The organism is Streptomyces sp. NPDC091371 (assembly GCF_040684275.1).
Classification (GTDB): domain Bacteria; phylum Actinomycetota; class Actinomycetes; order Streptomycetales; family Streptomycetaceae; genus Streptomyces.
The window spans coordinates 91,835-118,225 of the sequence record NZ_JBFBFP010000001.1 but is presented as its reverse complement, the minus strand read 5'-3'; the positions used below and the strand labels follow the sequence as shown (position 1 = coordinate 118,225).

At 69.3% G+C, this 26,391-nt stretch carries 24 protein-coding genes, 2 tRNA genes and 1 pseudogene; 13 read left to right on the top strand and 14 right to left on the bottom strand.

The genetic code is table 11. The features are described from left to right. Window positions 1-73: 73 nt before the first annotated feature. Window positions 74-1,582, top strand: a complete 1,509-nt coding sequence (locus tag AB0O21_RS00540) for an MFS transporter (protein WP_365164416.1) — start codon at window positions 74-76, stop codon at window positions 1,580-1,582. A gap of 21 nt (window positions 1,583-1,603) precedes the next feature. Here the strand turns inward: AB0O21_RS00540 and AB0O21_RS00535 are convergent, their stop codons facing one another. Beyond that, window positions 1,604-2,176 (bottom strand): NAD(P)H-dependent oxidoreductase, encoded by a 573-nt coding sequence (locus tag AB0O21_RS00535; protein WP_365164414.1) that lies wholly within the window; start codon window positions 2,174-2,176, stop codon window positions 1,604-1,606. Window positions 2,177-2,287: 111 nt separating this feature from the next. Between AB0O21_RS00535 and AB0O21_RS00530 the strand changes: the two genes are divergently transcribed. Further along, window positions 2,288-2,824, top strand: a complete 537-nt coding sequence (locus AB0O21_RS00530; protein ID WP_365164409.1) for a GNAT family N-acetyltransferase — start codon at window positions 2,288-2,290, stop codon at window positions 2,822-2,824. A 54-nt stretch (window positions 2,825-2,878) separates the two neighbouring features. On the opposite strand, the gene AB0O21_RS00525 is transcribed toward AB0O21_RS00530, so the two are convergent. Next, a tRNA-Ala gene (locus tag AB0O21_RS00525) sits at window positions 2,879-2,951 on the bottom strand. A gap of 161 nt (window positions 2,952-3,112) precedes the next feature. On the opposite strand from AB0O21_RS00525, the gene AB0O21_RS00520 reads away from it, so the two are divergent. Continuing rightward, window positions 3,113-3,661, top strand: coding sequence for a DNA-binding protein (locus AB0O21_RS00520; protein ID WP_365164407.1), 549 nt, complete (start codon window positions 3,113-3,115; stop codon window positions 3,659-3,661). A 44-nt stretch (window positions 3,662-3,705) separates the two neighbouring features. Continuing rightward, entirely contained in the window at window positions 3,706-5,016 is a 1,311-nt protein-coding gene (locus AB0O21_RS00515) for a serine/threonine-protein kinase (protein ID WP_365164405.1), read from the top strand. Here the strand turns inward: AB0O21_RS00515 and AB0O21_RS00510 are convergent. The 11 genes from AB0O21_RS00510 to dnaA form a co-directional block, all read right to left on the bottom strand. Beyond that, window positions 5,003-6,313: a hypothetical protein gene (locus tag AB0O21_RS00510; protein WP_365164402.1), complete on the bottom strand. Its 1,311-nt coding sequence runs from the start codon at window positions 6,311-6,313 to the stop codon at window positions 5,003-5,005. The genes AB0O21_RS00515 and AB0O21_RS00510 overlap by 14 nt on opposite strands. A gap of 122 nt (window positions 6,314-6,435) precedes the next feature. Further along, a complete protein-coding gene (locus AB0O21_RS00505) occupies window positions 6,436-6,570 on the bottom strand; it encodes a DLW-39 family protein (protein ID WP_208809277.1) in 135 nt (44 codons plus the stop codon). A gap of 145 nt (window positions 6,571-6,715) precedes the next feature. After that, window positions 6,716-6,789 (bottom strand) — tRNA-Ile (locus tag AB0O21_RS00500). A gap of 100 nt (window positions 6,790-6,889) precedes the next feature. Beyond that, window positions 6,890-7,510, bottom strand: a complete 621-nt coding sequence (locus AB0O21_RS00495) for a DUF3566 domain-containing protein (protein ID WP_365164400.1) — start codon at window positions 7,508-7,510, stop codon at window positions 6,890-6,892. Between the two features lie 3 nt (window positions 7,511-7,513). Then, window positions 7,514-10,126 (bottom strand): DNA gyrase subunit A, encoded by a 2,613-nt coding sequence (gene gyrA / locus AB0O21_RS00490; RefSeq protein ID WP_365164398.1) that lies wholly within the window; start codon window positions 10,124-10,126, stop codon window positions 7,514-7,516. A gap of 41 nt (window positions 10,127-10,167) precedes the next feature. Beyond that, a complete protein-coding gene (gene gyrB, locus AB0O21_RS00485; RefSeq protein ID WP_365165395.1) occupies window positions 10,168-12,186 on the bottom strand; it encodes a DNA topoisomerase (ATP-hydrolyzing) subunit B in 2,019 nt (672 codons plus the stop codon). Window positions 12,187-12,552: 366 nt separating this feature from the next. Continuing rightward, the gene (locus tag AB0O21_RS00480; protein ID WP_365164396.1) at window positions 12,553-13,107 is read right to left on the bottom strand and encodes a DUF721 domain-containing protein; all 555 of its coding nucleotides are present in this window, start codon (window positions 13,105-13,107) and stop codon (window positions 12,553-12,555) included. Then, a complete protein-coding gene (gene recF / locus AB0O21_RS00475; protein ID WP_365164393.1) occupies window positions 13,104-14,240 on the bottom strand; it encodes a DNA replication/repair protein RecF in 1,137 nt (378 codons plus the stop codon). Before recF ends, AB0O21_RS00480 begins: the two co-directional genes overlap by 4 nt. A 64-nt stretch (window positions 14,241-14,304) precedes the next feature. Beyond that, window positions 14,305-15,327, bottom strand: coding sequence for a phosphogluconate dehydrogenase (NAD(+)-dependent, decarboxylating) (gnd, locus tag AB0O21_RS00470; RefSeq protein WP_365165393.1), 1,023 nt, complete (start codon window positions 15,325-15,327; stop codon window positions 14,305-14,307). A gap of 44 nt (window positions 15,328-15,371) precedes the next feature. Then, window positions 15,372-16,502 carry a DNA polymerase III subunit beta gene (gene dnaN / locus AB0O21_RS00465; protein ID WP_365164391.1) on the bottom strand — a complete coding sequence of 377 codons (1,131 nt, stop codon included), beginning with the start codon at window positions 16,500-16,502 and terminating at the stop codon, window positions 15,372-15,374. 887 nt (window positions 16,503-17,389) lie between these two features. Further along, window positions 17,390-19,183, bottom strand: coding sequence for a chromosomal replication initiator protein DnaA (dnaA, locus tag AB0O21_RS00460; RefSeq protein WP_365164389.1), 1,794 nt, complete (start codon window positions 19,181-19,183; stop codon window positions 17,390-17,392). Window positions 19,184-19,538: 355 nt separating this feature from the next. On the opposite strand from dnaA, the gene rpmH reads away from it, so the two are divergent. The 9 genes and pseudogenes from rpmH (at window position 19,539) to AB0O21_RS00415 (ending at window position 25,944) form a co-directional block, all read left to right on the top strand. Continuing rightward, entirely contained in the window at window positions 19,539-19,676 is a 138-nt protein-coding gene (gene rpmH, locus AB0O21_RS00455; protein WP_018547628.1) for a 50S ribosomal protein L34, read from the top strand. 21 nt (window positions 19,677-19,697) lie between these two features. After that, the gene (gene rnpA, locus AB0O21_RS00450; protein WP_365164387.1) at window positions 19,698-20,072 is read left to right on the top strand and encodes a ribonuclease P protein component; all 375 of its coding nucleotides are present in this window, start codon (window positions 19,698-19,700) and stop codon (window positions 20,070-20,072) included. After that, window positions 20,069-20,323, top strand: a pseudogene (gene yidD, locus AB0O21_RS00445) (membrane protein insertion efficiency factor YidD); the annotation flags it as partial. The gene rnpA and the pseudogene yidD, both read left to right, overlap by 4 nt. A gap of 30 nt (window positions 20,324-20,353) precedes the next feature. Next, a complete protein-coding gene (yidC, locus tag AB0O21_RS00440) occupies window positions 20,354-21,457 on the top strand; it encodes a membrane protein insertase YidC (RefSeq protein ID WP_365164385.1) in 1,104 nt (367 codons plus the stop codon). Window positions 21,458-21,472: 15 nt separating this feature from the next. Then, complete coding sequence (locus tag AB0O21_RS00435; protein ID WP_365164382.1) at window positions 21,473-21,985, top strand: R3H domain-containing nucleic acid-binding protein; 513 nt, start codon at window positions 21,473-21,475, stop codon at window positions 21,983-21,985. A 75-nt stretch (window positions 21,986-22,060) separates the two neighbouring features. Continuing rightward, entirely contained in the window at window positions 22,061-22,801 is a 741-nt protein-coding gene (gene rsmG / locus AB0O21_RS00430; RefSeq protein WP_365164380.1) for a 16S rRNA (guanine(527)-N(7))-methyltransferase RsmG, read from the top strand. Window positions 22,802-23,065: 264 nt separating this feature from the next. Then, on the top strand, window positions 23,066-24,151 hold the full coding sequence (locus tag AB0O21_RS00425) for a ParA family protein (protein ID WP_365164377.1): 1,086 nt from the start codon (window positions 23,066-23,068) through the stop codon (window positions 24,149-24,151). Beyond that, window positions 24,148-25,236 carry a ParB/RepB/Spo0J family partition protein gene (locus AB0O21_RS00420; RefSeq protein ID WP_365164375.1) on the top strand — a complete coding sequence of 363 codons (1,089 nt, stop codon included), beginning with the start codon at window positions 24,148-24,150 and terminating at the stop codon, window positions 25,234-25,236. Before AB0O21_RS00425 ends, AB0O21_RS00420 begins: the two co-directional genes overlap by 4 nt. 84 nt (window positions 25,237-25,320) lie before the next feature. Continuing rightward, complete coding sequence (locus AB0O21_RS00415; protein WP_365164373.1) at window positions 25,321-25,944, top strand: GNAT family N-acetyltransferase; 624 nt, start codon at window positions 25,321-25,323, stop codon at window positions 25,942-25,944. 68 nt (window positions 25,945-26,012) lie between these two features. Here AB0O21_RS00415 and trxA read toward each other — a convergent pair whose 3' ends face one another. Continuing rightward, a complete protein-coding gene (gene trxA, locus AB0O21_RS00410; protein WP_365164370.1) occupies window positions 26,013-26,354 on the bottom strand; it encodes a thioredoxin in 342 nt (113 codons plus the stop codon). Window positions 26,355-26,391 lie beyond the last annotated feature (37 nt).

Below are 26,391 nucleotides of genomic sequence, written 5' to 3'. Positions count from 1 at the left end.
GCAACAAAACTATCTGCTACGGTCATACCAGTTGGCCGCACCGACCGCTGCCGCCCCACCGACTGGAGTTCCGATGCCTGCCGTGCTCACCTCCGCTCCGCCCACCGCCCCCTCGGCGGCCACCGCCGCCCCGCGCGGCCTGCACTCCCGCTGGACCGCCCTCGGCGTGCTCTCCACCGGAATGCTGATGACGATCCTCGACGGCAGCATCGTCACGGTGGCCATGCCGGCCATCCAGAGCGACCTGGGCTTCTCCCCGGCCGGTCTCAGCTGGGTCGTGAACGCCTACCTGATCGCCTTCGGCAGCCTGCTGCTGCTCGCCGGACGCCTCGGCGACCTGATCGGCCGCAAGCAGATGTTCCTGGCCGGAACCGCCGTCTTCACCGGCGCCTCGATCCTCGCCGGCCTCGCCGCCTCCCCCGCCGTGCTGATCGCCGCCCGCTTCCTGCAGGGGGTCGGCAGCGCGATGGCCTCCGCCGTCAGCCTCGGCATCCTGATCACCCTGTTCACCGAGCCGCGCGAGCGGGCGAAGGCGATCGCCGTCTTCTCCTTCACCGGCGCGGCCGGCGCCTCGCTGGGCCAAGTGCTCGGAGGTGTGCTGACGGACGCCCTCGACTGGCACTGGATCTTCTTCATCAACCTGCCCATCGGGCTCGCCGCCCTGCTGCTGGCCCTGCCCGCCCTGCCCGCCGACAGCGCCCTCGGCGGACCGGGCCTGCGCGCGGGTGCCGACGTACTCGGCGCGGTCCTGGTCACCGCCGGACTGATGCTCGGCATCTACACCGTGGTCAAGGTGGAGCAGTACGGCTGGACCTCCGCGCACACCCTCGGCCTCGGGGCCCTCTCGGCGGCGCTGCTGGCCGCGTTCACCCTGCGCCAGGCCAAGGCCCGCACCCCGCTGGTACCGCTGCGGATCTTCCGCTCCCGCACGGTGGTCGGCGCGAACCTGGTGCAGATGCTGATGGTGGCCGCGCTGTTCTCCTTCCAGATCCTGGTGGCCCTCTACCTCCAGAAGGTGCTGGGCTACGGAGCCGCGGCCACCGGCCTGGCGATGCTCCCCGCCGCCCTGGTGATCGGCGCGGTCTCCCTCGGCGTCTCCGCCCGGCTGAACGCCCGGTTCGGGGAGCGGGGCGTCCTGCTCGCCGGCCTCGGACTGCTCGTCGTGGCCCTCGGCCTGCTGACCCGGCTCCCGGTGCGCGCCGACTACCTCACCGACCTGCTGCCGGTGATGCTGCTGGCCGCCGGCTTCGGCCTGGCGCTGCCGGCCCTCACGACGCTGGGCATGTCCGGCGCCGACGAGCGCGACGCCGGACTCGCCTCGGGGCTGTTCAACACCACCCAGCAGATCGGGATGGCGCTGGGCGTGGCCGTGCTGTCCACCCTGGCGGCCTCCCGCACCGAGTCCCTGACCGGGAGCGGGAGTTCACCGGCCGAGGCCCTCACCGGCGGCTACCACCTGGCGTTCCTCATCGGCTCGGCGCTCCTCGTGGCCGCGATGGCCCTGGCCGCGACGCTGCTGCGGCCGGGGGGTGCCGCCCGGCGCGGGACCGCCGATGTTTCACGTGAAACATCGGCCGCGTAGGCCATCACGACCGTGAGTCCCTCACACCGTGAGGGACTCACGGTCGTTCAGGAAGAAGCCGTCGGCGCCCCGCAGGGCTTCGGTGTCGTCCCGGACCGTGCCGGGGGCGTTCCCCCGGCCGAGCAGGGATCCGCCCCAGCGCATGCCCATGTAGGCGGCGGTGTGGCGCAGGGTCCCGATCAGCGGGTCGGCCACCGAGGGGTCCTCGGTGGCCAGTGCGGTGATGCCCCACAGGGTCTTGCCGGCCATCCGCGGCTTGAAGTCCAGGCCGGGCACCCGCATCCAGCCCGACCAGTGGTCGAGGTAGAGCTGGGCGGTGGCCGGGAGGCTGTACCAGTACAGCGGCGAGGCGAAGACCAGGTCGGTGGCGGAGAGGGTGGCGTCCAGGAGCAGTCTGGCGTTGCCCTCGGGCTCCGGGTAGATGCCGGCGCCGTCGTGGCGGCGGTCCTCGAAGGCCGGGATCGGCAGGTCCTTCAGCCGGATCCACTCCTGCTCGACCTCCGCCGGGAGGGCGGCCGCGGCCTGGCGGGCGAGCGTCTCGGTGTTGCCGTCCAGGCGGGTGCTGGCGAGCAGGAACACGAACTTGCGGGTCATTGTCGGTTCTCTCCAGTCGCGGTCACGGATCACGGGGCACGAACCGGTACGGGGGCTGGGCCGGCACCGGCAGCCAGTAAACGCCACGGGCCGGTTGTTATCGTCCGGAGCATGCCTGAACTCGTCGCCCCCACCGCCCGCCTGCACGCTTCCTGGCTCGCCGCGCAGGAGGAGTGGGGTCCCGACGCGCACATGGACGGGGCCGGGCTGGGCTCCGAGGACGACGTGGAGAGCCCGGAGGGGTTCGCGGCCTGGGTGGAGACGCTGCACCGGCGGAGCGACCGCACGGTGCCGGTCGAGCAGGGCCGCGTCCACGCGACGTACTGGTGGATCGCCGAGGGCGACACCTATCTCGGCGCCATCGACCTGCGCCACTACCTGAACGCCTTCCTCCTCGACGCCGGCGGCCACATCGGCTACAGCGTCCGGCCCTCGGCACGCGGCCGGGGGCTGGCCACCTGGGCGCTGCGCGAGGTCCTGCACGAGGCCCGGGTCCTGGGCATGGACCGGGTCCTGCTGACCTGCGACCCGGACAACACGGCGTCCGTACGCGCGATCGAGGCGAACGGCGGCGTCCTGGAGGACGTCCGCGAGACCCTGGTCGGCCCCAAGCGCCGCTACTGGATCGAGCTCCTGCCGACCCGGTAGCGAAAAAGAGGCCCCCCGACCGCGTTTGCGCAGGTCGGGGGACCTCTTTTGCTGTGGAGCCTAGGAGATTCGAACTCCTGACATCTGCCTTGCAAAGGCAGCGCTCTACCAACTGAGCTAAGGCCCCGTGGAACTGGACGCAACTGTCCCCCGGGAAATCGGGGTCGTTCCGCAGAACAGAGTACCGGGTGTACCCCCTCATCTCGCAAAATGATAGGGACTCCCGCCCCGCGACCACTCTCCGTAAGATGCTCGCGAGGTTCGCACCAGCGAAGGGGAGTAGTAAGAGTGGACGCAGTTCAGCAAGAGGCCACGGCCAGAGCCAGAGAGCTTCAGCGCAGTTGGTACGGGGAGCCGCTCGGAGCGCTCTTCCGCCGGCTCATAGATGACCTCGGCTTGAACCAGGCCCGCCTCGCTGCCGTGCTCGGACTGTCGGCGCCCATGCTGTCCCAGCTGATGAGCGGCCAGCGCGCCAAGATCGGCAACCCGGCCGTCGTCCAGCGCGTCCAGGCACTCCAGGATCTCGCGGGCCAGGTGGCCGACGGAAGCGTCAGCGCGGCGGAGGCCACCGACCGGATGGACGAGATCAAGAAGACCCAGGGCGGCTCCGTCCTCAGCAACAGCGGCCAGACCCCCACCGGTTCGGGCGCTCCCACCGTCAAGCGGGTCGTCCGCGAGATCCAGTCGCTGCTGCGCTCGGTCTCCGCCGCCGGCGACATCATCGACGCGGCGGCCTCCCTCGCCCCCAGCCACCCGGAACTGGCAGAGTTCCTCCGGGTGTACGGAGCGGGCCGCACCGCCGACGCGGTCGCCCACTACGAGTCACACCAGAACTGACAGACGGACAAGCGGACAACGGGTGACGGGGGACGGGCGCAGCGATGGGTGAGATCTTCGCCGGCCGGTACGAGCTGATCGATCCGATCGGGCGCGGTGGTGCGGGTGCCGTGTGGCGGGCCTGGGACCACCGCCGTCGCCGGTACGTCGCCGCGAAGGTCCTGCTGCAGAGCGATGCCCACACCCTGCTCCGGTTCGTCCGGGAGCAGGCCCTGCGCATCGATCACCCGCACGTCCTGGCCCCGGCCAGCTGGGCGGCCGACGACGACAAGGTCCTGTTCACGATGGACCTGGTCGGCGGCGGCTCCCTCGCCCACGTGATCGGCGACTACGGCCCCCTGCCGCCCCGATTCGTGTGCGCGCTGCTCGACCAGCTCCTGTCGGGGCTGGCGGCGGTGCACGCGGAGGGCGTCGTCCACCGCGACATCAAACCGGCCAACATCCTGATGGAGGCCACCGGCACCGGGCGGCCGCACCTGCGGCTGTCCGACTTCGGCATCTCCATGCGCAAGGGCGAGCCCCGGCTGACCGAGACCAACTACGTGGTCGGCACGCCGGGTTACTTCGCTCCCGAGCAACTCCTCGGTGCGGAGCCCGATTTCCCCGCCGACCTCTTCGCCGTCGGGCTGGTCGGCCTGTACCTGCTGGAGGGGCGCAAGCCCGACTCCCAGGCCCTGGTGGAGCACTTCCTCGCGCACGGCACCCCCGGCGCCCCCGAAGGCGTCCCCGCGCCGCTGTGGGAGGTCCTGGCGGCTCTGCTGCAGCCGGACCCCCAGAGCCGGTTCAAGACGGCCACAGGGGCGCGCAGGGCCCTTGCCGAGGCCGTGGAGCTGCTGCCGCCGCCCGCCCCGGGCGAGGACCCGGTGGAGGTGTTCGACCAACTCGGGCCGCTCCCGGCCGGTTTCGGCCCCGCCGGGCCGCTGAACGCAGCGGCGGCCGCTCCGCAGTCGCCCGCTTCGGGCATGGCCGGCATGGCGCCCGCGGCGGGCGCGGCGGGCGCGTACCCGGAGGGCGGTTCCGCCTCCGTCACGATGGCCGCGGAGTCCACGCGCACCGACCCGCGGGGCACGGCCGCGACGGCCCCGATGGCGCACCCGGCCCAGCCGGTCCCGACCGCCCCGTACCCCTACGCTGCCGTCCCCGCGCAGGCGCCCGCGTACGGCCCCTCGGAGACGGGGAGCTTCCACCTGCCGCCGCCGGGCTCAGCGGCCCCGCCGGCCCCGCACTCCCCCGCCGCCCCGCCGGCCCGGGCGGCCGGCGGTATCGCCCCGCCGCCCCCGAAGGCCGTGGCCGCGCTGCTCGCGGCGGCGCTGGTCTGCTTCGCGGTCGGCGTCTGGGCCCTCACGCAGATGTAGCCGCGCGGCCGCGCCGTCCCAGCAGGATCCAGCCGCCCAGCACCAGCAGCAGCACCGTCCCGGTGCCGAAGCCGGCGCCCGCCACCACCCGCATCACCGAAGCGTTCCCGGCGGCGTCGGCGGCCTCCGGGGCGGTCAGCCCCTGCTCGGCGGCCTCCCGGTCCTGCGCATCGACCCCGAAGCCGCCCGCGGCCAGGTTCTCCTTGTACGCGGGCGCCTTGGCCGGGGTGCCGATGACGTCCAGGCGCAGGGTCAGCGGCACCGGGGTCGCGTCCTCGGTGAACTCGGCGACCTTCTCCCCCATGGTGACCGCGACGTAGTACCAGCCGGCGATCGAGGCGCGCTGCACTTCCTTGTCACTGGCGAAGCGGTTCTCGTACGCCACCGGCGCGGTCTTCCCCAGCGTGACCCCGGCCTGCTTGCCGTCGTAGGAGGCGTCCTCGTAGGAGACCAGCCCCCGGTAGGGGCTGTAGAGCGAGACGGCCAGCCCGCCGGAGGCCGAGCCGTACTGCTTGGTCAGCCTGGCGGCGGCCAGCTCGGCGCCCAGGCCCAGCTGCTGCCCCCAGTCCAGCGGCACCCGGTACCAGCGGGTCTGCCCGGGCCGCAGCTCGTCGCGCCACACCCCGGGGCCCAGCGCCCGGGCGTCGTTGAAGCCGGTGCCGCCGCTGCGCCCCACCGCCTGGTTCCCGGGCAGGGTGGCGGCCCCCGAGGGCCAGGTGCTGGGTGCGGCCGTGGGGCCGCCGGGGCCGCGGCCGGGCTCGCGCTGCACCCGTAGTTCGAGCGGCCACTCGCTCTGGTCCGAGCCCTTGGCCGAGGTGCGGGTGACCTTCACGTAGTAGACGCCGCCGGGCGCGCAGTCGGTGTCCTCCGCGCCCCAGCGCACGCCGACGGCGCTGAGCGGCGCCGCGTCGTAGCCGAAGGTGGCGTGGCCGTTGGAGGCCGGGCAGGAGCGCCCGGCGGTGGTCATGACGCCCACGTCGATGCCGTCGCCGTAGGAGATCTTGGCGCCGGGCCGGGGCCGCACCACGGCGGAGACGTACACGTTGGACTGGTCCTGCTTGAGCACGAGCCGGTAGACGCGCTCCCCGGGGCCTAGCTTGTCGGTGTAGGCGTTCCCGGCCACCAGCTCCGGAGCGTCCGCCGTGGAGGGCTTGCCCTCGACCTGCTTCGCGCCGTCGGCGACGCGGTACGTCGGCAGCGGCTCGGGCGCCGTCCCCGAAGCCCGCGCCACCCCGGGCGCACCCGCGACCGCCAGTGCCAGGGCCGCCGCCCCCATCGTCGTCCGTACCCGACCCATCACGCCCACCCCGAGTTTGCTAGCGCAAGCCAAATCTTTGCATAACGTAAGTTTTCGTCACAGAACAGCACAAAGCCCCGGCCGCAGCGGCAGCCGGGGCTTCATGAGATCAGCCTTCGGTCTCACACACCGGAACCAGAGGGCACGGAGTCGGTTGCCTCCGTCCACAGGTCCTGCTCGGCGCGGTCCGCCTGGATCTGGCGGTACACGAGGAGCCCGCCGATGGCGGCCAGTGCGACCAGGAGCAGCTTCTTCACCGCGCGACCTCGTCTTTCGTTGACGTAGGGGACTTCTGACGCCCAACAATACACACGGACCGATACCGTTCGGTGACCTGTCGGACCACCAACTGGCCCAACGGCAAAGACCCCCAGGCCTTGGGCCTGGGGGTCTTCGACACTGTGGGGCTAACAGGATTTGAACCTGTGGCCTCATCCTTATCAGGGATGCGCTCTAACCAACTGAGCTATAGCCCCATCCGTCTGCGCCGCGCTCCCGCGCTGCGCGCTGACTCCTGAAGATTAGCGCACAGACGCGGTAGCTCCAAAATCGGTTCCCACGCAACGTCTGCGCAGGTCACTCGTCCTCGGCGAGCGTCAGCTCCACACCGCCGACGAAGCCCGCCGACAGGTTGTAGATGAACGCGCCGAGCGTCGCGAGCGCCGTCGCCAGCACCACGTCGATGACCGCGATCACCGACGTGAAGATGAGAACGCGCGGCAGCGACAGGAACGACTGGAGGTCGAAGCCGTTGCTCTCGTTCGATCCGGTCGCCTCGCTGATCGTGCCGCCGACGGTCGAGAAGACGCCCATCGCGTCCATGACCATCCACAGCACCGCCGCCGCCACGATCGTGCAGATGCCCAGCGCGATCGACAGCAGGAAGCTGACCTTCATCACCGACCACGGGTCGGCCTTGGCCACCCGCAGCCGCGCCTTGCGCGTCCGGGGGGCCGTACGGACCCCCGTGCGCGGCTTGCGCTGCGCGGAGGGGCCCCCGCCCGGGCGGGGCGCGCCAGGACCCTGGGGGGCCGGGTAGGCCTGCGGCGGCTGGTACGGCGGCTGCGCGGGCCCCGCGCCGGCCTCCGGCTGCGGTCCTCGGGTGTCCGTCACGGTTCCCCCTTGGGAGTCCGCGGCAGGGCCACGGGCACCGTTCGCTCCAGTCTTGGCCGGTCCGGCGCCCGTGGCTCCACTCACGACTTACTCCTCGTGCTCCCCGGCCGAAGGCTGCGTGCCCTCGGCGGCCTCGACGGCCTGTCCTTCGGCCGCCTCGGTCCCAGTCTCGGTTTCGGTCTCGTCCGCCTCGTCGGCCTCCTGGCCGGCTTCGGCGTTACGAGCGATGCCCACCACGGCATCTTTCTTGCCCAGGTTGATCAGCTGGACGCCCATGGTGTCACGGCCGGTCTCCCTGACTTCGTTGACGCGCGTACGAATCACACCACCGCCCAGGGTGATGGCGAGGATTTCGTCACTTTCGTCCACCACGAGCGCGCCCACGAGAGACCCGCGGTCCTCCACGATCTTCGCGGCCTTGATGCCCAGACCGCCACGACCCTGGACGCGGTACTCGTCGACCGGCGTGCGCTTGGCATAGCCGCCGTCGGTCGCGGTGAAGACGAACGTACCGGGCCGGACCACGCTCATGGAGAGCAGTTCGTCACCCTCGCGGAAACTCATGCCCTTCACGCCCGAGGTCGCGCGGCCCATCGGACGCAGCGCGTCGTCGGTCGCCGTGAAGCGGATCGACTGCGCCTTCTTGCTGATCAACAGCAGGTCGTCCTCGGCGGACACCAGCTCGGCACCGATCAGCTCGTCGTCGCTGCCGTCCTCGGTCTCCCGGAGGTTGATCGCGATCACACCACCCGAACGGGGCGAGTCGTAGTCCTTCAGCGCCGTCTTCTTCACCAGGCCGCCCTTGGTGGCCAGGATCAGGTACGGAGCCGCCTCGTAGTCGCGGATCGCGAGGATCTGCGCGATCTTCTCGTCCGGCTGGAAGGCCATCAGGTTCGCCACGTGCTGCCCGCGCGCGTCCCGGCCGGCGTCCGGAAGCTCGTACGCCTTGGACCGGTAGACGCGGCCCTTGTTCGTGAAGAACAGCAGCCAGTGGTGCGTGGTGGACACGAAGAAGTGGTCGACCAGGTCGTCCTGCTTCAGCTTCGTGCCGCGCACGCCCTTGCCGCCGCGCTTCTGCGAGCGGTAGTCCTCGGTCTTGGTGCGCTTGACGTAACCGCCGTGCGTGATCGTGACGACGATGTCCTCTTCGGCGATCAGGTCCTCGATGGACATGTCACCGTCGAAGGGCACCAGCTTGGACCGCCGGTCATCGCCGAACTTCTCGACGATCGCCGCCAGTTCCTCGCTCACGATCTGACGCTGGCGCTCCTCCGAGGCCAGGATCGCGTTGTACTCGTTGATCTTCGCCTGGAGCTCGTCGTGCTCCGCGACGATCTTCTGCCGCTCCAGGGCCGCCAGGCGCCGCAGCTGCATCTCCAGGATCGCGTTCGCCTGGATCTCGTCGATCTCGAGGAGGCCCATCAGGCCCTCGCGCGCGATCTCGACCGTGTTGCTGCGCCGGATCAGCGCGATGACCTCGTCGATCGCGTCCAGCGCCTTCAGCAGGCCGCGCAGGATGTGCGCGCGCTCCTCCGCCTTGCGCAGCCGGAACTTCGTCCGCCGGACGATGACCTCGATCTGGTGCTGCACCCAGTGCCGGATGAACGCGTCGATCGACAGCGTGCGCGGCACGCCGTCCACCAGCGCCAGCATGTTCGCGCCGAAGTTCGTCTGCAGATCGGTGTGCTTGTACAGGTTGTTCAGCACGACCTTGGCGACGGCGTCGCGCTTGAGCACGATCACCAGACGCTGACCGGTGCGCGAGGAGGTCTCGTCACGGACGTCGGCGATGCCGCCGATCTTCCCGTCCTTCACCAGGTCGGCGATCTTCTGCGCCAGGTTGTCCGGGTTGGTCTGGTACGGAAGCTCCGTCACCACCAGGCACTGGCGGTTCTGGATCTCCTCGACCTCCACCACTGCGCGCATCGTGATGGAGCCGCGACCGGTCCGGTACGCCTCCTCGATGCCCTTGCGGCCCACGACGAGCGCGCCCGTCGGGAAGTCCGGGCCCTTGATCCGCTCGAGCAGCGCGTCCTGGAGCTCCTCGTGCGAGGCCTCCGGGTGCTCCAGCGCCCACTGGGCACCGGCCGCGACCTCGCGCAGGTTGTGCGGCGGGATGTTCGTCGCCATACCGACCGCGATACCGGCGGAGCCGTTGACCAGCAGGTTCGGGAACCGCGCCGGCAGGACCGTCGGCTCCTGGTTGCGGCCGTCGTAGTTGTCCTGGAAGTCGACGGTCTCCTCGTCGATGTCCCGGAGCATCTCCATGGCCAGCGGCATCAGCTTGCACTCGGTGTAGCGCATCGCGGCCGCCGGGTCGTTGCCCGGAGAGCCGAAGTTGCCGTTGGAGTCCACCAGCGGCATCCGCATCGACCACGGCTGCGCCAGGCGGACCAGGGCGTCGTAGATCGAGGAGTCACCGTGCGGGTGGTACGTGCCCATGACGTCGCCGACGACACGGGCGCACTTGTAGAAGCCCTTCTCGGGCCGGTAGCCGCCGTCGTACATCGCGTACAGCACACGACGGTGGACGGGCTTGAGACCGTCCCGGACGTCGGGCAGCGCACGCGAGACGATGACGGACATCGCGTAGTCGAGGTAGGAGCGCTGCATCTCCGTCTCGAGCCCGACGGGCTCGATCCGCAGCACGGGCTGGTCCTCTTCGGTGTTCTCGGCGGTGGGAGTGGTTTCGTCGGCCATCGCTGGTCAAAGATCCTTTCAGGCGGTCAGCAGAGGCCGACTCAGATGTCGAGGAAGCGGACGTCCTTGGCGTTGCGCTGGATGAAGGAACGCCGCGCCTCGACGTCCTCACCCATCAGCACCGAGAACAGGTCGTCGGCCTGCGCCGCGTCGTCCAGGGTGACCTGGCCGAGCACGCGGTGGTCCACGTCCATGGTGGTGACGCGCAGCTCCTCGGCGTTCATCTCGCCCAGACCCTTGAAGCGCTGGATCGAGTCTTCCTTGATCCGCTTGCCGTTCTGCTTGCCGAGCTCCACCAGCGCGTCGCGCTCGCGGTCCGAGTACGCGTACTCGAAGTCGTCCCGGCCCCACTTGATCTTGTACAGCGGCGGACGCGACAGGTACACGTGACCCGCCTCGACCAGCGGACGCATGAAGCGGAACAGGAACGTCAGCAGCAGGGTGTTGATGTGCTGGCCGTCGACGTCGGCGTCCGCCATCAGGATGATCTTGTGATAACGGAGCTTCTCGATGTCGAAGTCCTCGTGCACACCCGTACCGAAGGCACTGATCAGCGCCTGGACCTCGGTGTTCTGCAGGATCTTGTCGATCCGCGCCTTCTCGACGTTCAGGATCTTGCCGCGGATCGGCAGGATCGCCTGGTACATCGGGTTGCGGCCGGACTTCGCGCTGCCGCCTGCGGAGTCACCCTCGACGATGAAGATCTCGCACTTCGTCGGGTCGTTCGACTGGCAGTCGGACAGCTTGCCCGGCAGCGACGCCGACTCCAGCAGACCCTTGCGACGCGTCAGATCACGCGCCTTGCGGGCCGCGACGCGCGCCGTCGCCGCCTGGATCGACTTGCGGACGATGTCCGCCGCCTCGACCGGGTTGCGGTCGAACCAGTCGTTCAGGTGCTCGTGGACGACCTTCTGCACGAAGGTCTTCGCCTCCGTGTTGCCCAGCTTGGTCTTCGTCTGGCCTTCGAACTGCGGCTCGCCCAGCTTCACCGAGATGATCGCCGTCAGACCCTCGCGGATGTCCTCGCCCGCCAGGTTGTCGTCCTTCTCGCGCAGCAGCTTCTTGTCACGCGCGTACCGGTTGACCAGACCCGTCAGCGCCGCACGGAAGCCCTCCTCGTGCGTACCGCCCTCATGCGTGTGGATCGTGTTCGCGAAGGAGTACACACCCTCCGTGTACTGCGAGTTCCACTGCATCGCGATCTCGACCGAGAGCATCCGCTCCTTGTCCTCGGACTCGACGTCGATGACCGTCGGGTGCACGAGCTCGCCCTTGCGCGAGTTCAGGTACTTCACGAAGTCGACGATGCCGCCCTCGTAGAAGTACTTGACGGTGCGCGCCTGCGGCTCGTCGGTCTCCTCGGCGGACTCCGCGCCCACCGTCGCCTTGGCCGACTCGCGCTCGTCGGTCAGCGTGATGGTCAGGCCCTTGTTGAGGAACGCCATCTCCTGGAAGCGCCGCGACAGCGTCTCGAAGGAGTACTCGGTCGTCTCGAAGATGTCGCCGTCGGCCCAGAACGTCACCGACGTGCCGTGCTCGTCGGTCTCCTCGTTCTTGGCCAGCGGGGCCGTCGGCACGCCCAGCTTGTAGTCCTGGGTCCAGCGGTGGCCGTCCGTCTTGACCTCGACCGCGACCTTGGTCGACAGGGCGTTCACGACGGACACGCCGACACCGTGCAGACCGCCGGAGACGGCGTAGCCGCCACCGCCGAACTTGCCGCCCGCGTGCAGGACGGTCAGCACGACCTCGACGGCCGGCTTGCCCTCGGACGGCACGATGCCGACCGGGATGCCTCGACCGTTGTCGACCACCCTGACACCGCCGTCGGCGAGGATCGTCACATCGATCGTGTCCGCGTGCCCGGCCATGGCCTCGTCGACGGAGTTGTCGACGACTTCCTGGACCAGGTGGTGCAGACCTCGCTCACCGGTCGAGCCGATGTACATGCCGGGCCGCTTGCGGACCGCGTCCAGGCCCTCGAGGACCTGGATCGCACTGGCGTCGTAATTCTTCTCGTTGGAGTCGCCGGAATCGGCCACGAAGCGCCCTTTCTGGCACAGCGCAGCCCGTACTCCGGACCAGCTGAGGCACCGGCGGGAGCGGCCGCGTCGATCTGCGTTGTCTGCGTGACCCCGCGAAAGCGGGATTCTCCTCCAGTCTACCGGTACCACCGACATGAATGGGGGTTTGCCGGTACCTGAGTCCGCATGTGCCGCCCTGAACCTCTACTCTCCGACTCCCCATATCCGGGCAGGGGCTCAAAGAGGCTCACACGGGCATCCAGCGCTTCGGCCTGTCAACCTCCCACTACCGTGAGGGACACCACCCGCACCATCCGGCCCGCACGGACGCAATCCAGCCCCAGCCGGGGACAAATCCAGCCTCGCCGGCGTTTGAGGCGCGGGGTCCGGGGCGGAGCCCCGGGGCTACCCGTACGTGTCCCCCGGGCCCGAGGAACCCGGCGCCCGCCACGGCCCGTAGCCCTTCGGCCGCCCGCCCCCAGGGCCCCGTACCTTGATCAGCCGGACCGTCCCCTGCCCCAGATCCGCGTTCAGCCGCGCCACCAGCTGCGGCGCCAGCAGCTTCAGCTGCGCCGCCCACGCCGAGGAATCACACCGCACGAGGAGCTCACGGTCCTCGTACCGCTCCGGTTCACAGTGCGCCGCGATGTCCGGACCGACGATCTCCGGCCAGCGCTCCATCACGCCCGCCACCGCCATCGGCATCTCCCAGCCGCGCTCCGTGCGCAGCCGGTCCAGCGCCGCCATCAACGGCATCGGATCCCGGCCGTCCGCACGGGCCCCCGAACGCAGCCCCGGACCCTGCTGCCGCTTCTTCCCGCCCGCCGCGTTCCCCCGGGCCCGCGCCTGCTCCCGCGCCGCGGCCAGCGCCTGCCGCGCCAGATCCACCCCGGAGGGCTCCGGCGCCCTGCGCCGCTCCTCGCCCCGATCGCCTTCCTGACCGCTCACAGCACCGCTCACAGCCGGGTCACCTCACCGCCGGACACCCCGAACCGCGCCCCCACCAGCACACCCGGAACGTCATCGTCCACCGCCGCCGTCACCAGCACCTGCTCACCGCCGGCCACCAGCTCCGCCAACCGCTCACGCCGCCGCGCGTCCAGCTCCGCGAACACGTCGTCCAGGATCAGCACCGGCTCCGCGCCCTCCGAGCGCAGCAGCTCGTACGAGGCCAGCCGCAGCGCCAACGCGTACGACCACGACTCCCCGTGACTCGCGTACCCCTTCGCCGGCAGCTCCCCCAGCCGCAGCACCACGTCGTCCCGGTGCGGCCCCACCAAGGTCACCCCGCGCTCGATCTCCTGCTTGCGCACCTCGGCCAGCGCCGCCAGCAGCACCTCGTAGACCGCCTCACGGGTCCGCGCCGCACCGCTGTCCACCGCCTCGCCCGCGGAGGACTTGTACGCCAGCCCCAGCGGGCCGCCGCCGGGCGCGAGCTGCTCGTACGCCTTGTCCGCCAGCGGCAGCAGCGTCCCGATCAGATCCAGCCGCTGCGCCAGCAGCTCCGCGCCCGCCCGCGCCAGGTGCTGGTCCCACACGTCGAGCGTGGACAGGTCCATCGACCGGCCCCCGTGCCGGCGCGCCATCGCCGCCGACTTCAACAGCGTGTTCCGCTGCTTCAGCACCCGCTCGTAATCCGACCGGACGCCCGCCATCCGCGGCGACCGCGCCGTGACCAGCTCGTCCAGGAACCGCCGGCGCTCCCCCGGATCGCCCTTCACCAGCGCCAGGTCCTCCGGCGCGAACAGCACCGTCCGTACGATCCCCAGCAGGTCCCGCGGCCTGACCTGCGAGGACCGGTTGATCCGGGCCCGGTTCGCCCGCCCCGGATTCAGCTCCAGCTCCACCAGCTGCTGCCGCTCCCCCTGGGTGACGGCGGCGCGCACGATCGCCCGGTCCGCCCCCATCCGCACGAGCGGGGCGTCCGAGGAGACCCGGTGGCTGCCCAGGGTCGCCAGGTAGCCGATCGCCTCGACGAGGTTCGTCTTGCCCTGGCCGTTGGGACCCACGAAAGCCGTGACGCCCGGGTCGAGGGGAACCTCGGCCCGGGCGTACGAGCGGAAGTCGGCCAACGAGAGATGCGAAACATGCATACGGCGCCGACCTCCCCCGGCTTCCTGCTGCTCTGCTCTGTGCTGCTGTCGTGCTGCGGTGGAGCTACTTCTTCTCGACCGCGTGGCCGCCGAACTGGTTGCGCAGCGCGGCGATCATCTTCATCTGCGGGGAGTCGTCCTGACGCGACGCGAACCGCGCGAACAGCGAGGCCGTGATCGCGGGCAGCGGCACGGCGTTGTCGATCGCCGCCTCCACCGTCCAGCGTCCCTCACCCGAGTCCTGCGCGAAGCCGCGGAGCTGCTCCAGGTGCTCGTCCTCGTCGAGGGCGTTCACGGCCAGGTCCAGCAGCCAGGAGCGGATGACCGTCCCCTCCTGCCACGAGCGGAAGACCTCGCGGACGTCGGTGACCGAGTCCACCTTCTCCAGCAGCTCCCAGCCCTCGGCGTAGGCCTGCATCATGGCGTACTCGATGCCGTTGTGGACCATCTTCGCGAAGTGGCCCGCACCCACCTTGCCGGCGTGCACGGCGCCGAATTCGCCCTCGGGCTTGAGGGCGTCGAAGACCGGCTGGACCACGGCGACGTGCTCCTTGTCGCCGCCGTACATGAGCGCGTAGCCGTTCTCCAGGCCCCACACGCCGCCGGAGACGCCGCAGTCCACGAAGCCGATGCCCTTGGCCGCCAGCTCCTCGGCGTGCTTCTCGTCGTCGGTCCAGCGCGAGTTGCCGCCGTCGACCACGATGTCGCCGGGCGACAGCAGCTCGGAGAGCTCGTCGACGGTGGACTGGGTCGCCGCACCCGCCGGGACCATCACCCACACCACGCGGGGGGCCTGCAGGCTGTCCACAAGTTCCCGCAGGCTGTGGACATCGGCGAGGTCCGGGTTGCGGTCGTATCCGATGACGGTGTGGCCTGCGCGGCGGATGCGCTCGCGCATGTTGCCGCCCATCTTGCCGAGACCGACGAGACCAAGCTCCATCAGGTGGTTCCTTAAGCGTTGTGGCCGTCTTTGCCGGGGCCCTCCTGCTTCCCGGAGGGCATCCCAGGGCCCGAGCCTACGCCGGGCCGAGCCGTCCGGCTCGACGGGGCGCGCGGCACCCCCGCCGGCTGCCCCGAACGTGCTCAGGCCCGGTCTCGCGGGGCGCGAAACCGGGCCTGACCTGCGAAGAATCAGCCGGAGAGACGGACGGGCATGATCAGGTACTTGTACGCCTCGTCGGCCTCGGCGTCGACCGCCGGGCGGCCGCTGAGCAGCGCCGGCTTGGTCGACGTGGTGAAGCTGAGCTGCGCGGCGGGCGAGTCGATCGCGCTCAGGCCGTCCAGCAGGAAGGTCGGGTTGAAGGCGATCGAGATGTCGTCGCCCTCCAGCTTGGCGTCCACGCGCTCCACAGCCTGTGCATCGTCGCTGGAACCGGCTTCCAGGATCAGCACGCCCTGCTCGAAGCTGAGGCGGACCGGGGTGTTGCGCTCGGCGACGAGGGCCACGCGCTTGACGGCCTCGACGAACGGGGCGGTCTCGATCACGGCGATGGAGTTGAACTCCGTCGGGAACAGCGTGCGGTACTTCGGCAGGTCGCCTTCGAGGAGGCGGGTGGTGGTGCGGCGGCCGGCACCCTCGAAACCGATGAGTCCCTCACCGGCGCCCGAGCCGGACAGCGCCAGGGTGACGGTGTCACCGCTGGTCAGCGACTTGGCGGTGTCGAGGAGCGTCTTCGCGGGCACCAGGGCCACGGCGGAGGCCTCCGGGTTCTCCGGCTTCCACAGGAACTCGCGGACCGCGAAGCGGTAGCGGTCGGTGGAGGCCAGGGTGACGCGGTCGCCCTCGATCTCGATGCGCACACCGGTCAGCACGGGCAGCGTGTCGTCGCGGCCGGCGGCGATGGCGACCTGGGCGGCGGCGGAGGCGAAGACCTCACCGGGCACGGTGCCGGTCGCGGTCGGCATCTGCGGCAGCGCCGGGTACTCCTCCACAGGCAGGGTGTGGAGTGTGAATCGCGAGGAGCCGCAGACCACGGTCGCCCGTACACCGTCTGTGGAAATCTCCACCGGCCGGTTGGGGAGGGCGCGGCAGATGTCGGCGAGCAGCCGGCCGGAGACCAGGACGGTGCCGTCCTCCTCGACGTCCGCCTCGACGGAGACCCGGGCCGAGACCTCGTAGTCGAAGCCGGAGAGGGACAGGGTGCCCTCCTCGGCCTTCAGCAGCAGGCCCGCGAGAACGGGCACCGGCGGCCGGGCCGGGAGGCTGCGTGCGGCCCACGCCACTGCCTCCGCGAGTACGTCGCGCTCCACCCGGATCTTCACCGGAACCGCCTCCTGCTGTTGCTCGCTCGTCTGCCGGCCTTCGTCGTCGGCTCGTCGATGCCTCGACCGATGCCGGGGACCAGTCTGACGTACGGCGCCGACAGTCGTCGCTGCCGGCGGTCAAGTCGGGAGCGAGGTGTCGGGGAGGGCCGCCCACCGAGTTGTGCACAGGACCTGCTTGAAAACCGAAACCGGGCTAACTCTCTATGGGGGTAGTAGTAGGGCCTGTGGAAACGGTGGATAACCCTGTTTGCGCAGGTCACCCCGCGTTTTTTATCCCCACACCCTGTGGGTGGCACCGGTGGACAACACGGTGTCTCTGTGGAGAACGAAAACTTCTGCACAGGCTGTCCCCAGGGACCCCCGACTACTCCACAGGTGTGTCCCCAGCTTTCCCCCAGTACTCCACAACCCAAACGTCCACCTCCGTGTGACGGCTTTCACTCCGGGCGGTGAGAGAGGGTGGCGCGTTGCCGAACAGTGGACAACGGTGTGGAGAAGACATCGGATCCTGTGCACAGCATCCGCGAACCTGTGGGCTGTCGGTGGACAACGACGTGGACAGTCCTGTGGATGAATATTCTGTCCACAGCCTGTGGATGACGCTTGCGCACAATTCCACAGGGTTCTGACCTGCTCTGATGGGGGCTCAGGCAAGGTCCCTGTGGACAGATTGTGGGTGACGGAGCGCGTCCCCAGGGTGTGGACGGAAGAAAGTCCCCGAATCTGTGGATGAGTTGTCCTCCAGGGGGCGTATTCGAACAGACCAGGGGCGCACGGACGAAGAAGGGCGCCCCCGTTGTGGTCCGGGAGCGCCCTCTGGATGCGTTTGAAGACCTCGTTCCGGCCCGTCTCAGGGCGGGCTCGGGCTCGGCTCAGGCCCCGTCTCAGCCGTTCTTGATGCGGTTGGTGAGCTCGGTGACCTGGTTGTAGATGGAGCGCCGCTCCGCCATCAGGGCGCGGATCTTGCGGTCCGCGTGCATGACGGTGGTGTGGTCGCGGCCGCCGAACTGCGCCCCGATCTTCGGCAGCGAGAGGTCGGTGAGCTCCCGGCACAGGTACATGGCGATCTGCCGGGCGGTGACCAGGACCCGGCTGCGCGAGGAGCCGCACAGGTCGTCCACGGTCAGCCCGAAGTAGTCGGCGGTGGCCGCCATGATGTCGGTGGCGGTGATCTCGGGCGCGCTGTCCTCGCCGCCGGGGATCAGGTTCTTGAGGACGTCCTCGGTCAGGCCCAGGTCGACCGGCTGCCGGTTCAGGCTGGCGAACGCCGTGACCCGGATCAGCGCCCCCTCCAGCTCGCGGATGTTGCGCGAGATGCGGGAGGCGATGAACTCCAGTACCTCCGGCGGGGCGTTGAGCTGCTCCTGGACGGCCTTCTTGCGCAGGATCGCGATACGGGTCTCCAGCTCGGGCGGCTGGACGTCGGTGATCAGGCCCCACTCGAAGCGGTTGCGGAGCCGGTCCTCCAGGGTGACGAGCTGCTTGGGCGGCCGGTCGGAGGAGAGGACGATCTGCTTGTTGGCGTTGTGGAGCGTATTGAAGGTGTGGAAGAACTCCTCCTGCGTCGACTCCTTGCTCGCGAGGAACTGGATGTCGTCGACGAGCAGGATGTCCATCTCGCGGTAGCGCTTGCGGAAGGCGTCGCCCTTGCCGTCGCGGATGGAGTTGATGAACTCGTTGGTGAACTCCTCGGAGCTCACGTACCGCACGCGGGTGCCGGGGTACAGGCTCCGCGCGTAGTGCCCGATGGCGTGCAGCAGGTGCGTCTTGCCGAGGCCCGACTCCCCATAGATGAAGAGGGGGTTGTACGCCTTCGCGGGCGCCTCGGCGACGGCGACCGCGGCGGCGTGCGCGAAGCGGTTCGAGGCGCCGATGACGAAGGTGTCGAAGAGGTACTTGGGGTTCAGCCGGGCGGTCGGCTCCAGCGGGCCCGAGGTGGAGCCGCCGGACGGGGCGGGCGGGGCCGCGGGCCGGCCCGGGGCCTGGCGCGGTGCGGGCGCCTCGTAGGACTGCTGCTCGTACTGCTGGGGTTCGTACGCCTGCTGCTCGTACTTCGACGACTCGTACTTCGCCTGCTCGTACGGGGACGGCTCGTACGGCTGCTGCTGCGGTTCGTAGGAGCCCTGGTCGTACGCGGGCGGCTCGGGCTGCTGCAGGTAGCCCGGCTGCGGGGTGGCGTACGGGTCGCGCTCGGGGAAGCCGCCGAGGCGGGGCTGCTGCCAGCCGTAGTCGTCCTGCTGGCCGCCGCGGGGCCAGGCGCCGGGCTCGGGGCGCGGCTGCTGGTACTCGGGGTAGGCGGGACGGGCGATGGGGAGCTGGTCGTCGCCGTTGCCGGGGCGCTGGGCGCCGTAGGGCTCGTACGGGCCGGGCTGCTGGGCGGGCGGCGCGGAGGGCGCGGGCTCGCCGGCGGAGTCGTCGACGGTGATGGCGATCCGGATGGGGCGGCCGCATTCGCGGCTGAGCGCGTCGCTGATCAGCGGGGCGAGCCGGCCTTCGAGTACGCGCTTCCCCCACTCGTTGGGGACGGCGAGGAGTGCGGTGTCGGCGACGAGTGCCAGGGGCTGGCACCGTTCGACCCACTGCTTGTCCTTGGGCTCGATGCCCGGCTGTCCCTCCCCGAGGAGCTTCTCGAGCACCCTTGGCCACACTGCGGCAAGATCGGCAGGTACGTCAGCCACAGGGCACGCTCTCTCACAGGGGTCCCACGAATGTGTGGTTCTTTGGGACGGTCGGGACAAAAAATCCGGGATCAGGCAACGGTAGTCAGGCCTATGGGTACGGTTCAAGTCGTTGTCCACAGGCTGTGCACAGTGTGGGGCCATGTCGGCTCGGTTTGACCGGATGGCGTAGCCGCGCGTACCGTAACGAGGTCGAGTTGTCGATGGCTGCTGCCGCCTGCCTACCGATGGGCGAAGATCACTGGTTGTGATCGTTTAGCGGTGCCACTCGGGCGAACACGCGAGTTTCCTCGTGGGCGCACGGTGACAGCCAGGCGATGTCCCGCCACAACGATTCATTCTCTGGAGCCCCCGAGTGAGCAAGCGCACCTTCCAGCCGAACAACCGCCGTCGTGCCAAGACCCACGGCTTCCGTCTCCGGATGCGCACCCGTGCCGGTCGCGCGATCCTGGCGAACCGTCGCAGCAAGGGCCGCGCCGCCCTTTCCGCGTAAATACGCGGAAGTCGTGACGTCGTGCTGTCTCCCGAGAATCGGCTGAGGCGGCGCGAGGACTTCGCGAGCGCGGTACGCCGAGGGCGTAGGGCTGGTCGCCCGCTCCTCGTCGTCCACCTACGTACCAGCGGTGCAACGGACCCGCACGAGCCGGGGGAGACAGATCCCTCGACGCGTGCGGGTTTCGTCGTCAGCAAGGCTGTCGGCAATGCCGTCATACGTAACCGGGTGAAGCGCCGTCTGAGGCATCTGGTCCGCGAGCGGCTGTCGCAGCTGCCCGCCGGTAGCCTGGTGGTGGTACGAGCGTTGCCCGGAGCGGGTGATGCCGGCCCTGACGAACTCGCCCGGGACCTGGACGCCGCTCTGGTGCGGCTCCTGGGAGGCGTGGCTCGATGAAGTACCCGCTGCTCGCTTTGATCAAGCTGTACCAGTGGACGATCAGTCCGCTGCTCGGGCCGGTGTGCCGTTATTACCCCTCGTGCTCGCACTACGGGTACACGGCCATCGACCGGCATGGTGCGGTGAAGGGGACGGTGCTGACCGCCTGGCGGATCCTGCGGTGCAATCCGTGGTCCCCGGGTGGTGTGGACCATGTCCCACCTCGTAAACGCCCGCGTTGGCACGAGCAGCTGCGCAGTGCGTTGCGTAGATCTCGCAATGCTCAAGGAGCCTGATTAGTGGACACGATTGCCAGTCTGTTCAGCTTTATCACCACACCTGTCTCGTGGATCATCGTCCAGTTCCACAGCCTGTACGGGGCGGTCTTCGGGCCGGACAGTGGATGGGCCTGGGGCCTGTCCATCGTGTCCCTGGTGATCTTGATCCGCATCTGTCTGATCCCGCTCTTCGTGAAGCAGATCAAGGCGACGCGCGGCATGCAGGCGCTCCAGCCGAAGATGAAGGCGATCCAGGAGCGCTACAAGAACGACAAGCAGCGCCAGTCCGAAGAGATGATGAAGCTGTACAAGGAGACGGGTACCAACCCGCTCTCCTCGTGCCTTCCCATCCTGGCGCAGTCCCCGTTCTTCTTCGCGCTGTACCACGTGCTGGCGAACATCGCCAACGGCGAGACCATCGGCGTGCTGAACCAGCAGCTGGTGAACAGCGCGCGTGAGGCCGAGATCTTCGGTGCGCCGATCGCCGCCAAGTTCACGGACAGCGCCGAGAAGGTCGCGAGCCTGGGCGCATCGATCACCGATGTGCGCATCGTGACCGCGATCATGATCATCATGATGTCGCTGTCGCAGTTCTACACGCAGCGCCAGCTGATGCAGAAGAACGTCGACCTCTCCGTCAAGACGCCGTTCATGCAGCAGCAGAAGATGCTGATGTACATCTTCCCCGTGATCTTCGCGGTCATGGGCATCAACTTCCCCGTCGGTGTCCTCGTCTACTGGCTGACCACGAACGTCTGGACCATGGGTCAGCAGATGTACGTGATCAACCAGAACCCGACGCCGGGCAGCAAGGCGCAGGACCAGTACCTGACCCGTCTGCTGAAGCACATCAGCTCGCACGGTGAGGTCAAGGGGAAGGGTAAGAAGAAGGTCGTCGCGGCGATCGTGGCCAAGGGCCCGGACCGCAACGACAACGAGCGCAAGTTCATCACGGCCCTGACCAAGCAGGGGCTGGCCGCCCAGACGGACGGCTCTGTGATCAAGAGTTCCGAGGCCACGGCGGATTCGGACGCGGCGAGCGGCGGTGCCGCGAAGCGGCAGCAGCCGAAGCGGCAGTCGAAGTCGCAGCGTCAGTCGCCCACCAAGCCCTCTCCCAAGAAGTAAGAAGGAGTCCCTCCCGTGACGGAAGGCACCACCACCGCCGCCGCTGAGGGTGGCGACACCCTGACCCGCCTCGAGCAGGAGGGTGAGATCGCGGCCGACTACCTCGAGGGTCTGCTGGACATCGCCGACCTGGACGGTGACATCGACATGGACGTCGAGGCCGACCGGGCCGCGGTGTCGATCGTCAGTGACTCGGCCAGCCGTGACCTGCAGAAGCTCGTGGGCCGTGACGGTGAGGTTCTGGAGGCTCTGCAGGAGCTGACCCGCCTTGCCGTGCACCGGGAGACCGGGGACCGCAGCCGGCTGATGCTGGACATCGCCGGGTTCCGTGCGAAGAAGCGCGAGGAGCTGGCGGCGCTGGGCGCCAAGGCGGCGGCGGACGTGAAGGCGTCCGGTGAGCCGCTGAAGCTCGCTCCGATGACGCCGTTCGAGCGGAAGGTCGTCCACGACGCCGTGGCGGCCGCGGGTCTGCGCAGCGAGTCCGAGGGCGAGGAGCCGCAGCGCTTCGTCGTTGTGCTCCCGGCCTGATCGGTAGCGAGAGTGTTCGGCCCCGTCTGTGTCGCAGGCGGGGCCGATGTTTGTCAGCCTGGCATGTGAGAAACCATGCGGTACGGAAGGACGGTCCCCGTGACGGAGGCAGCTGAGCTTCCCCCGGCGCCCGAAGAGGCGCGTGCGGTGTTCGGTGAGTTTTTCCCGGAAGCTGTGCGGTACGCGGAGCTGCTGGCGGACGCGGGAGTCAAGCGGGGCCTCATCGGGCCGCGTGAGGTGCCGCGGCTGTGGGAGCGGCATCTGCTGAACTGCGCTGTGCTGTCGGAGGTGGTGCCTCATGGTGTCACCGTGTGCGATGTGGGTTCGGGCGCGGGTCTGCCCGGTATCCCGCTGGCTCTGGTGCGCCGGGATCTGAAGATCACGCTGCTCGAGCCGCTGCTGCGGCGGACGACCTTCCTTCAGGAGGTGGTGGAGCTGCTGGGTCTGGATCACGTCACGGTGGTGCGTGGGCGGGCCGAGGAGGTTCTGGGCAAGCTGCAGCCGGTGCACGTGGTGACGGCTCGTGCGGTGGCCCCGCTGGACCGGCTGGCCGGCTGGGGTGTGCCGCTGCTGCGTCCGTACGGGGAGATGCTGGCGCTGAAGGGTGACACCGCCGAGGAGGAGCTGGTGAGCGCGAAGACCGCGCTGACGAAGCTCGGTGTGGTGAAGACCTCGGTGCTTCAGGTGGGTGAGGGTGTGGTGGATCCCTTGTCCACGGTGGTGCGGTGCGAGGTCGGGGAGAGCCCCGGCGGGGTGAGGTTTGCGGCCAAGCGGGCTAAGGCGGCCCGGGTGAGCCGCACGCGTCGGCGCCGCTGAGGGTGTGGTGTGTGGGGTTCGGGCGGCGTTTTCGGCTGTGTTGGGCCCTATAGGTATGGATTTCGGAGTGTCGTAGCGGGCTGAAGACTCCGTCCGGGCATCGTGTTTCACGTGAAACGTCGCTCTCTGCTGCACGGAATCATCAGCCGCGGTCGTGCGGCTGCGTCCCCCCGCCACAAGAAGGACGCGAGGGGGACGGAGTTGTCCACATCGGTGGATTCATCCACAGGAGTAAGGGCCCCGCTGGTTCGCGACCCGGGTGACATGGCAGGCTCTGTTCATCGCGAGCCTGATGTCGAGGAGAGTGACACCGTGCGGTCCGACGCCAACCTCGCGGGGCCGATGGCCGATCCGGTCCCCGGTCCCCGCTCTGAATCGCCGGGCGAGGATGTTTCACGTGAAACATCGTCGCCCCTTGTAGACAACGACACCCCGATCGGCCGAGCCGCCCAGCTGGCGGTAGAGGCGCTGGGGCGTGCCGGTGAGGGGCTTCCCCGGCCGGAGCAGACCCGGGTCATCGTGGTGGCCAACCAGAAGGGCGGCGTGGGCAAGACCACGACGACCGTGAACCTGGCGGCCTCGCTGGCCCTGCACGGGGCGCGGGTTCTGGTGGTCGACCTCGATCCGCAGGGCAATGCCTCGACGGCGCTGGGCATCGACCACCACGCGGACGTGCCGTCGATCTATGACGTGCTCGTGGACAGCCGGCCCCTGTTGGAGGTCGTGCAGCCGGTGGTGGACGTGGAGGGGCTCTTCTGTGCTCCGGCCACGATCGACCTGGCGGGTGCGGAGATCGAGCTGGTGTCGCTGGTGGCGCGGGAGAGCCGGCTCCAGCGGGCGATCCAGGCGTACGAGCAGCCGCTGGACTACATCCTGATCGACTGCCCGCCTTCGCTGGGGCTGCTGACGGTGAACGCGCTGGTGGCCGGCGCGGAGGTGCTGATCCCGATCCAGTGCGAGTACTACGCGCTGGAGGGCCTGGGGCAGCTGCTGCGCAATGTGGATCTGGTGCGGGCGCATCTGAACCCGGGGCTGCACGTGTCGACGATCCTGCTGACGATGTACGACGGCAGGACCCGGCTGGCTTCGCAGGTGGCGGAGGAGGTCCGTACGCACTTCGGCAAGGAGGTGCTGCGGACGAGCATCCCGCGGTCGGTGCGCATCTCGGAGGCGCCGAGTTACGGGCAGACGGTGCTCACCTATGACCCGGGTTCCAGTGGTTCCCTCTCCTATCTGGAGGCGGCGCGGGAGATCGCGTATCGCGGGGTCGGAATGCAGTACGACGCCCAGCATGCCCATCTGGGCGCGGGCCTGAACAGCACGCAGAGTGTGGCGGAGGGGAACCAGTGAGCGAGCGACGTAGAGGCCTGGGGCGGGGGCTCGGTGCGCTGATCCCCGCGGCCCCGCAGGAGAAGACGCCGCCGGTGATCGGTGCCGGGTCGACTTCTCCGTCGGCGGTGCCGGTGCTGACTTCGGAACGGGGGGTCGCGGCGGCGAAGCTGGCTTCGCTGGCGCAGGCCGATGTTTCACGTGAAACATCGGTCGCTGCCGCACCGGTGAGTGAGCCGGCGGCGGAGCCCGAGGCGAATGTGGTGGCGGGAGCGACGTTCGCGGAGCTTCCGATGGACGCGATCACGCCGAATCCGCGGCAGCCGCGTGAGGTGTTCGACGAGGACGCGCTGGCCGAGCTGGTGACCTCCATCCAGGAGGTGGGTCTGCTTCAGCCGGTGGTGGTGCGGCAGTCGACGCCGGGCCGCTATGAGCTGATCATGGGTGAGCGGCGCTGGCGGGCGTGCCGGGAGGCCGGGCTGGAGAGCATTCCGGCGATCATCCGGGCGACGGACGACGAGAAGCTGCTGCTGGACGCTCTGCTGGAGAACCTGCACCGGGCTCAGCTGAACCCGCTGGAGGAGGCGGCCGCGTACGACCAGCTGCTGCAGGACTTCAAGTGCACGCACGATCAGCTGGCGGACCGGATCGGGCGTTCGCGTCCCCAGGTGTCGAACACGCTGCGGCTGCTCAAGCTGTCGCCGTCGGTGCAGCGCCGGGTGGCGGCGGGTGTGCTGTCGGCGGGTCACGCGCGGGCGTTGCTGTCGGTGGAGGACTCCGAGGAGCAGGACCGGCTGGCGCACCGGATCGTGGCCGAGGGGTTGTCGGTGCGTGCGGTCGAGGAGATCGTGACGCTGATGGCTTCGGAGCCGTCGAGCAAGGTGAAGCCGAAGGGTCCGCGTGCGGGTGCTCGGGTGTCTCCGGCGCTGAGTGAGCTGGCGACGCGGCTGTCGGACCGGTTCGAGACGCGGGTGAAGGTGGACCTGGGTCAGAAGAAGGGCAAGATCACCGTCGAGTTCGCGTCGATGGAGGATCTGGAGCGGATTCTGGGGACGCTGGCGCCGGGCGAGGGCCGGGTGCTGGATCAGGGTCTTTCCGGGGAGTAGTACCCGCCTGTTCCTGTTGCTGCCCCCTGCTTCTTCGAGATGTCCGCACTCGAAGAAGCAGGGGGCAGTGCTTACGATGTGGTCATGGGTCGTCGGCTGGTACCGCTCACGCTGGACAACCTCCAGGACCTGCCCAGGCGTTGCAGGAGCTGCGTGTTCTGGGAGCTGGATCCCGTCACCGGTGCGGCCGCCGTGAAGGCGGGTACCCCGGAGCTGGAGAAGGAGGCGTGGATCTCCGCCGTCCTGCTGGACTGGGGGTCCTGCGGCCGGGTGGTGTACGTGGACGAGATTCCGGTGGGGTTCGTGCTGTACGCGCCGCCCGCCTATGTACCGAGAGCCGCCTCTTTCCCGACGAGCCCGGTGTCCCCGGACGCGGTGCAGCTCATCACGGCCTGGATCATGCCGGGGTATCAGGGGCAGGGTCTGGGGCGGGTGATGGTTCAGACGGTCGCGAAGGACTTGTTGCGGCGGGGCTTCAAGGCGATCGAGGCGTTCGGGGACGCGCGGTGGGAGCGGCCGGCCTGCCTGCTCCCGGCCGACCATCTGCTGGCGGTGGGATTCAAGACGGTGCGTCCCCACCCCTCGCATCCGCGGCTGCGGCTGGAACTGCGCACGACGCTGTCGTGGAAGGAAGACGTCGAGATGGCCTTGGACCGCTTGTTGGGCGGGGCCAGGGCGCGGAAGGAACCGGCACTGGGTCCGCTGTGAGCGTCGGGATACGTGAAACGGGGCCGCCCCTGGAGGGGTGGCCCCGTTTCACGTGAAACAGCGACGCGTCAGGCGGTCTTGACCTCGACGAAGTCGGAGAGGTCGCGCAGGATGGCGGCCTTCGGCTTCGCGCCGACGATGGTCTTGGCGACCTCGCCGCCCTGGTAGACGTTCAGCGTCGGGATGGACATGACGCCGTACTTGGCGGCGGTGGCCGGGTTCTCGTCGATGTTGAGCTTGACGATCTCGATCTGGTCGCCGTACTCGGCGGCGATGGCCTCGAGGGACGGCGCGATCTGGCGGCACGGGCCGCACCAGGCGGCCCAGAAGTCCACCAGTACGGGCTTGTCGCTCTTGAGGACCTCGGCGTCGAAGTCAGCGTCGGTCACGTTCTTGAGGGTGCCGGCCACAGCGGCCTCCTTCTTCTTCCTGCGGGGTGTGGGGTGG

Coding starts and splice junctions, on each gene's coding strand:
- gyrA (WP_365164398.1), bottom strand. CDS start 10,126: ATGGCCGACGAAACCACTCCCACCGCCGAGAACACCGAAGAGGACCAG.
- rsmG (WP_365164380.1), top strand. CDS start 22,061: ATGCGGTACGGAAGGACGGTCCCCGTGACGGAGGCAGCTGAGCTTCCC.
- AB0O21_RS00540 (WP_365164416.1), top strand. CDS start 74: ATGCCTGCCGTGCTCACCTCCGCTCCGCCCACCGCCCCCTCGGCGGCC.
- recF (WP_365164393.1), bottom strand. CDS start 14,240: ATGCATGTTTCGCATCTCTCGTTGGCCGACTTCCGCTCGTACGCCCGG.
- AB0O21_RS00515 (WP_365164405.1), top strand. CDS start 3,706: ATGGGTGAGATCTTCGCCGGCCGGTACGAGCTGATCGATCCGATCGGG.
- AB0O21_RS00535 (WP_365164414.1), bottom strand. CDS start 2,176: ATGACCCGCAAGTTCGTGTTCCTGCTCGCCAGCACCCGCCTGGACGGC.
- AB0O21_RS00415 (WP_365164373.1), top strand. CDS start 25,321: ATGGGTCGTCGGCTGGTACCGCTCACGCTGGACAACCTCCAGGACCTG.
- AB0O21_RS00530 (WP_365164409.1), top strand. CDS start 2,288: ATGCCTGAACTCGTCGCCCCCACCGCCCGCCTGCACGCTTCCTGGCTC.
- AB0O21_RS00510 (WP_365164402.1), bottom strand. CDS start 6,313: ATGGGTCGGGTACGGACGACGATGGGGGCGGCGGCCCTGGCACTGGCG.
- AB0O21_RS00425 (WP_365164377.1), top strand. CDS start 23,066: ATGGCAGGCTCTGTTCATCGCGAGCCTGATGTCGAGGAGAGTGACACC.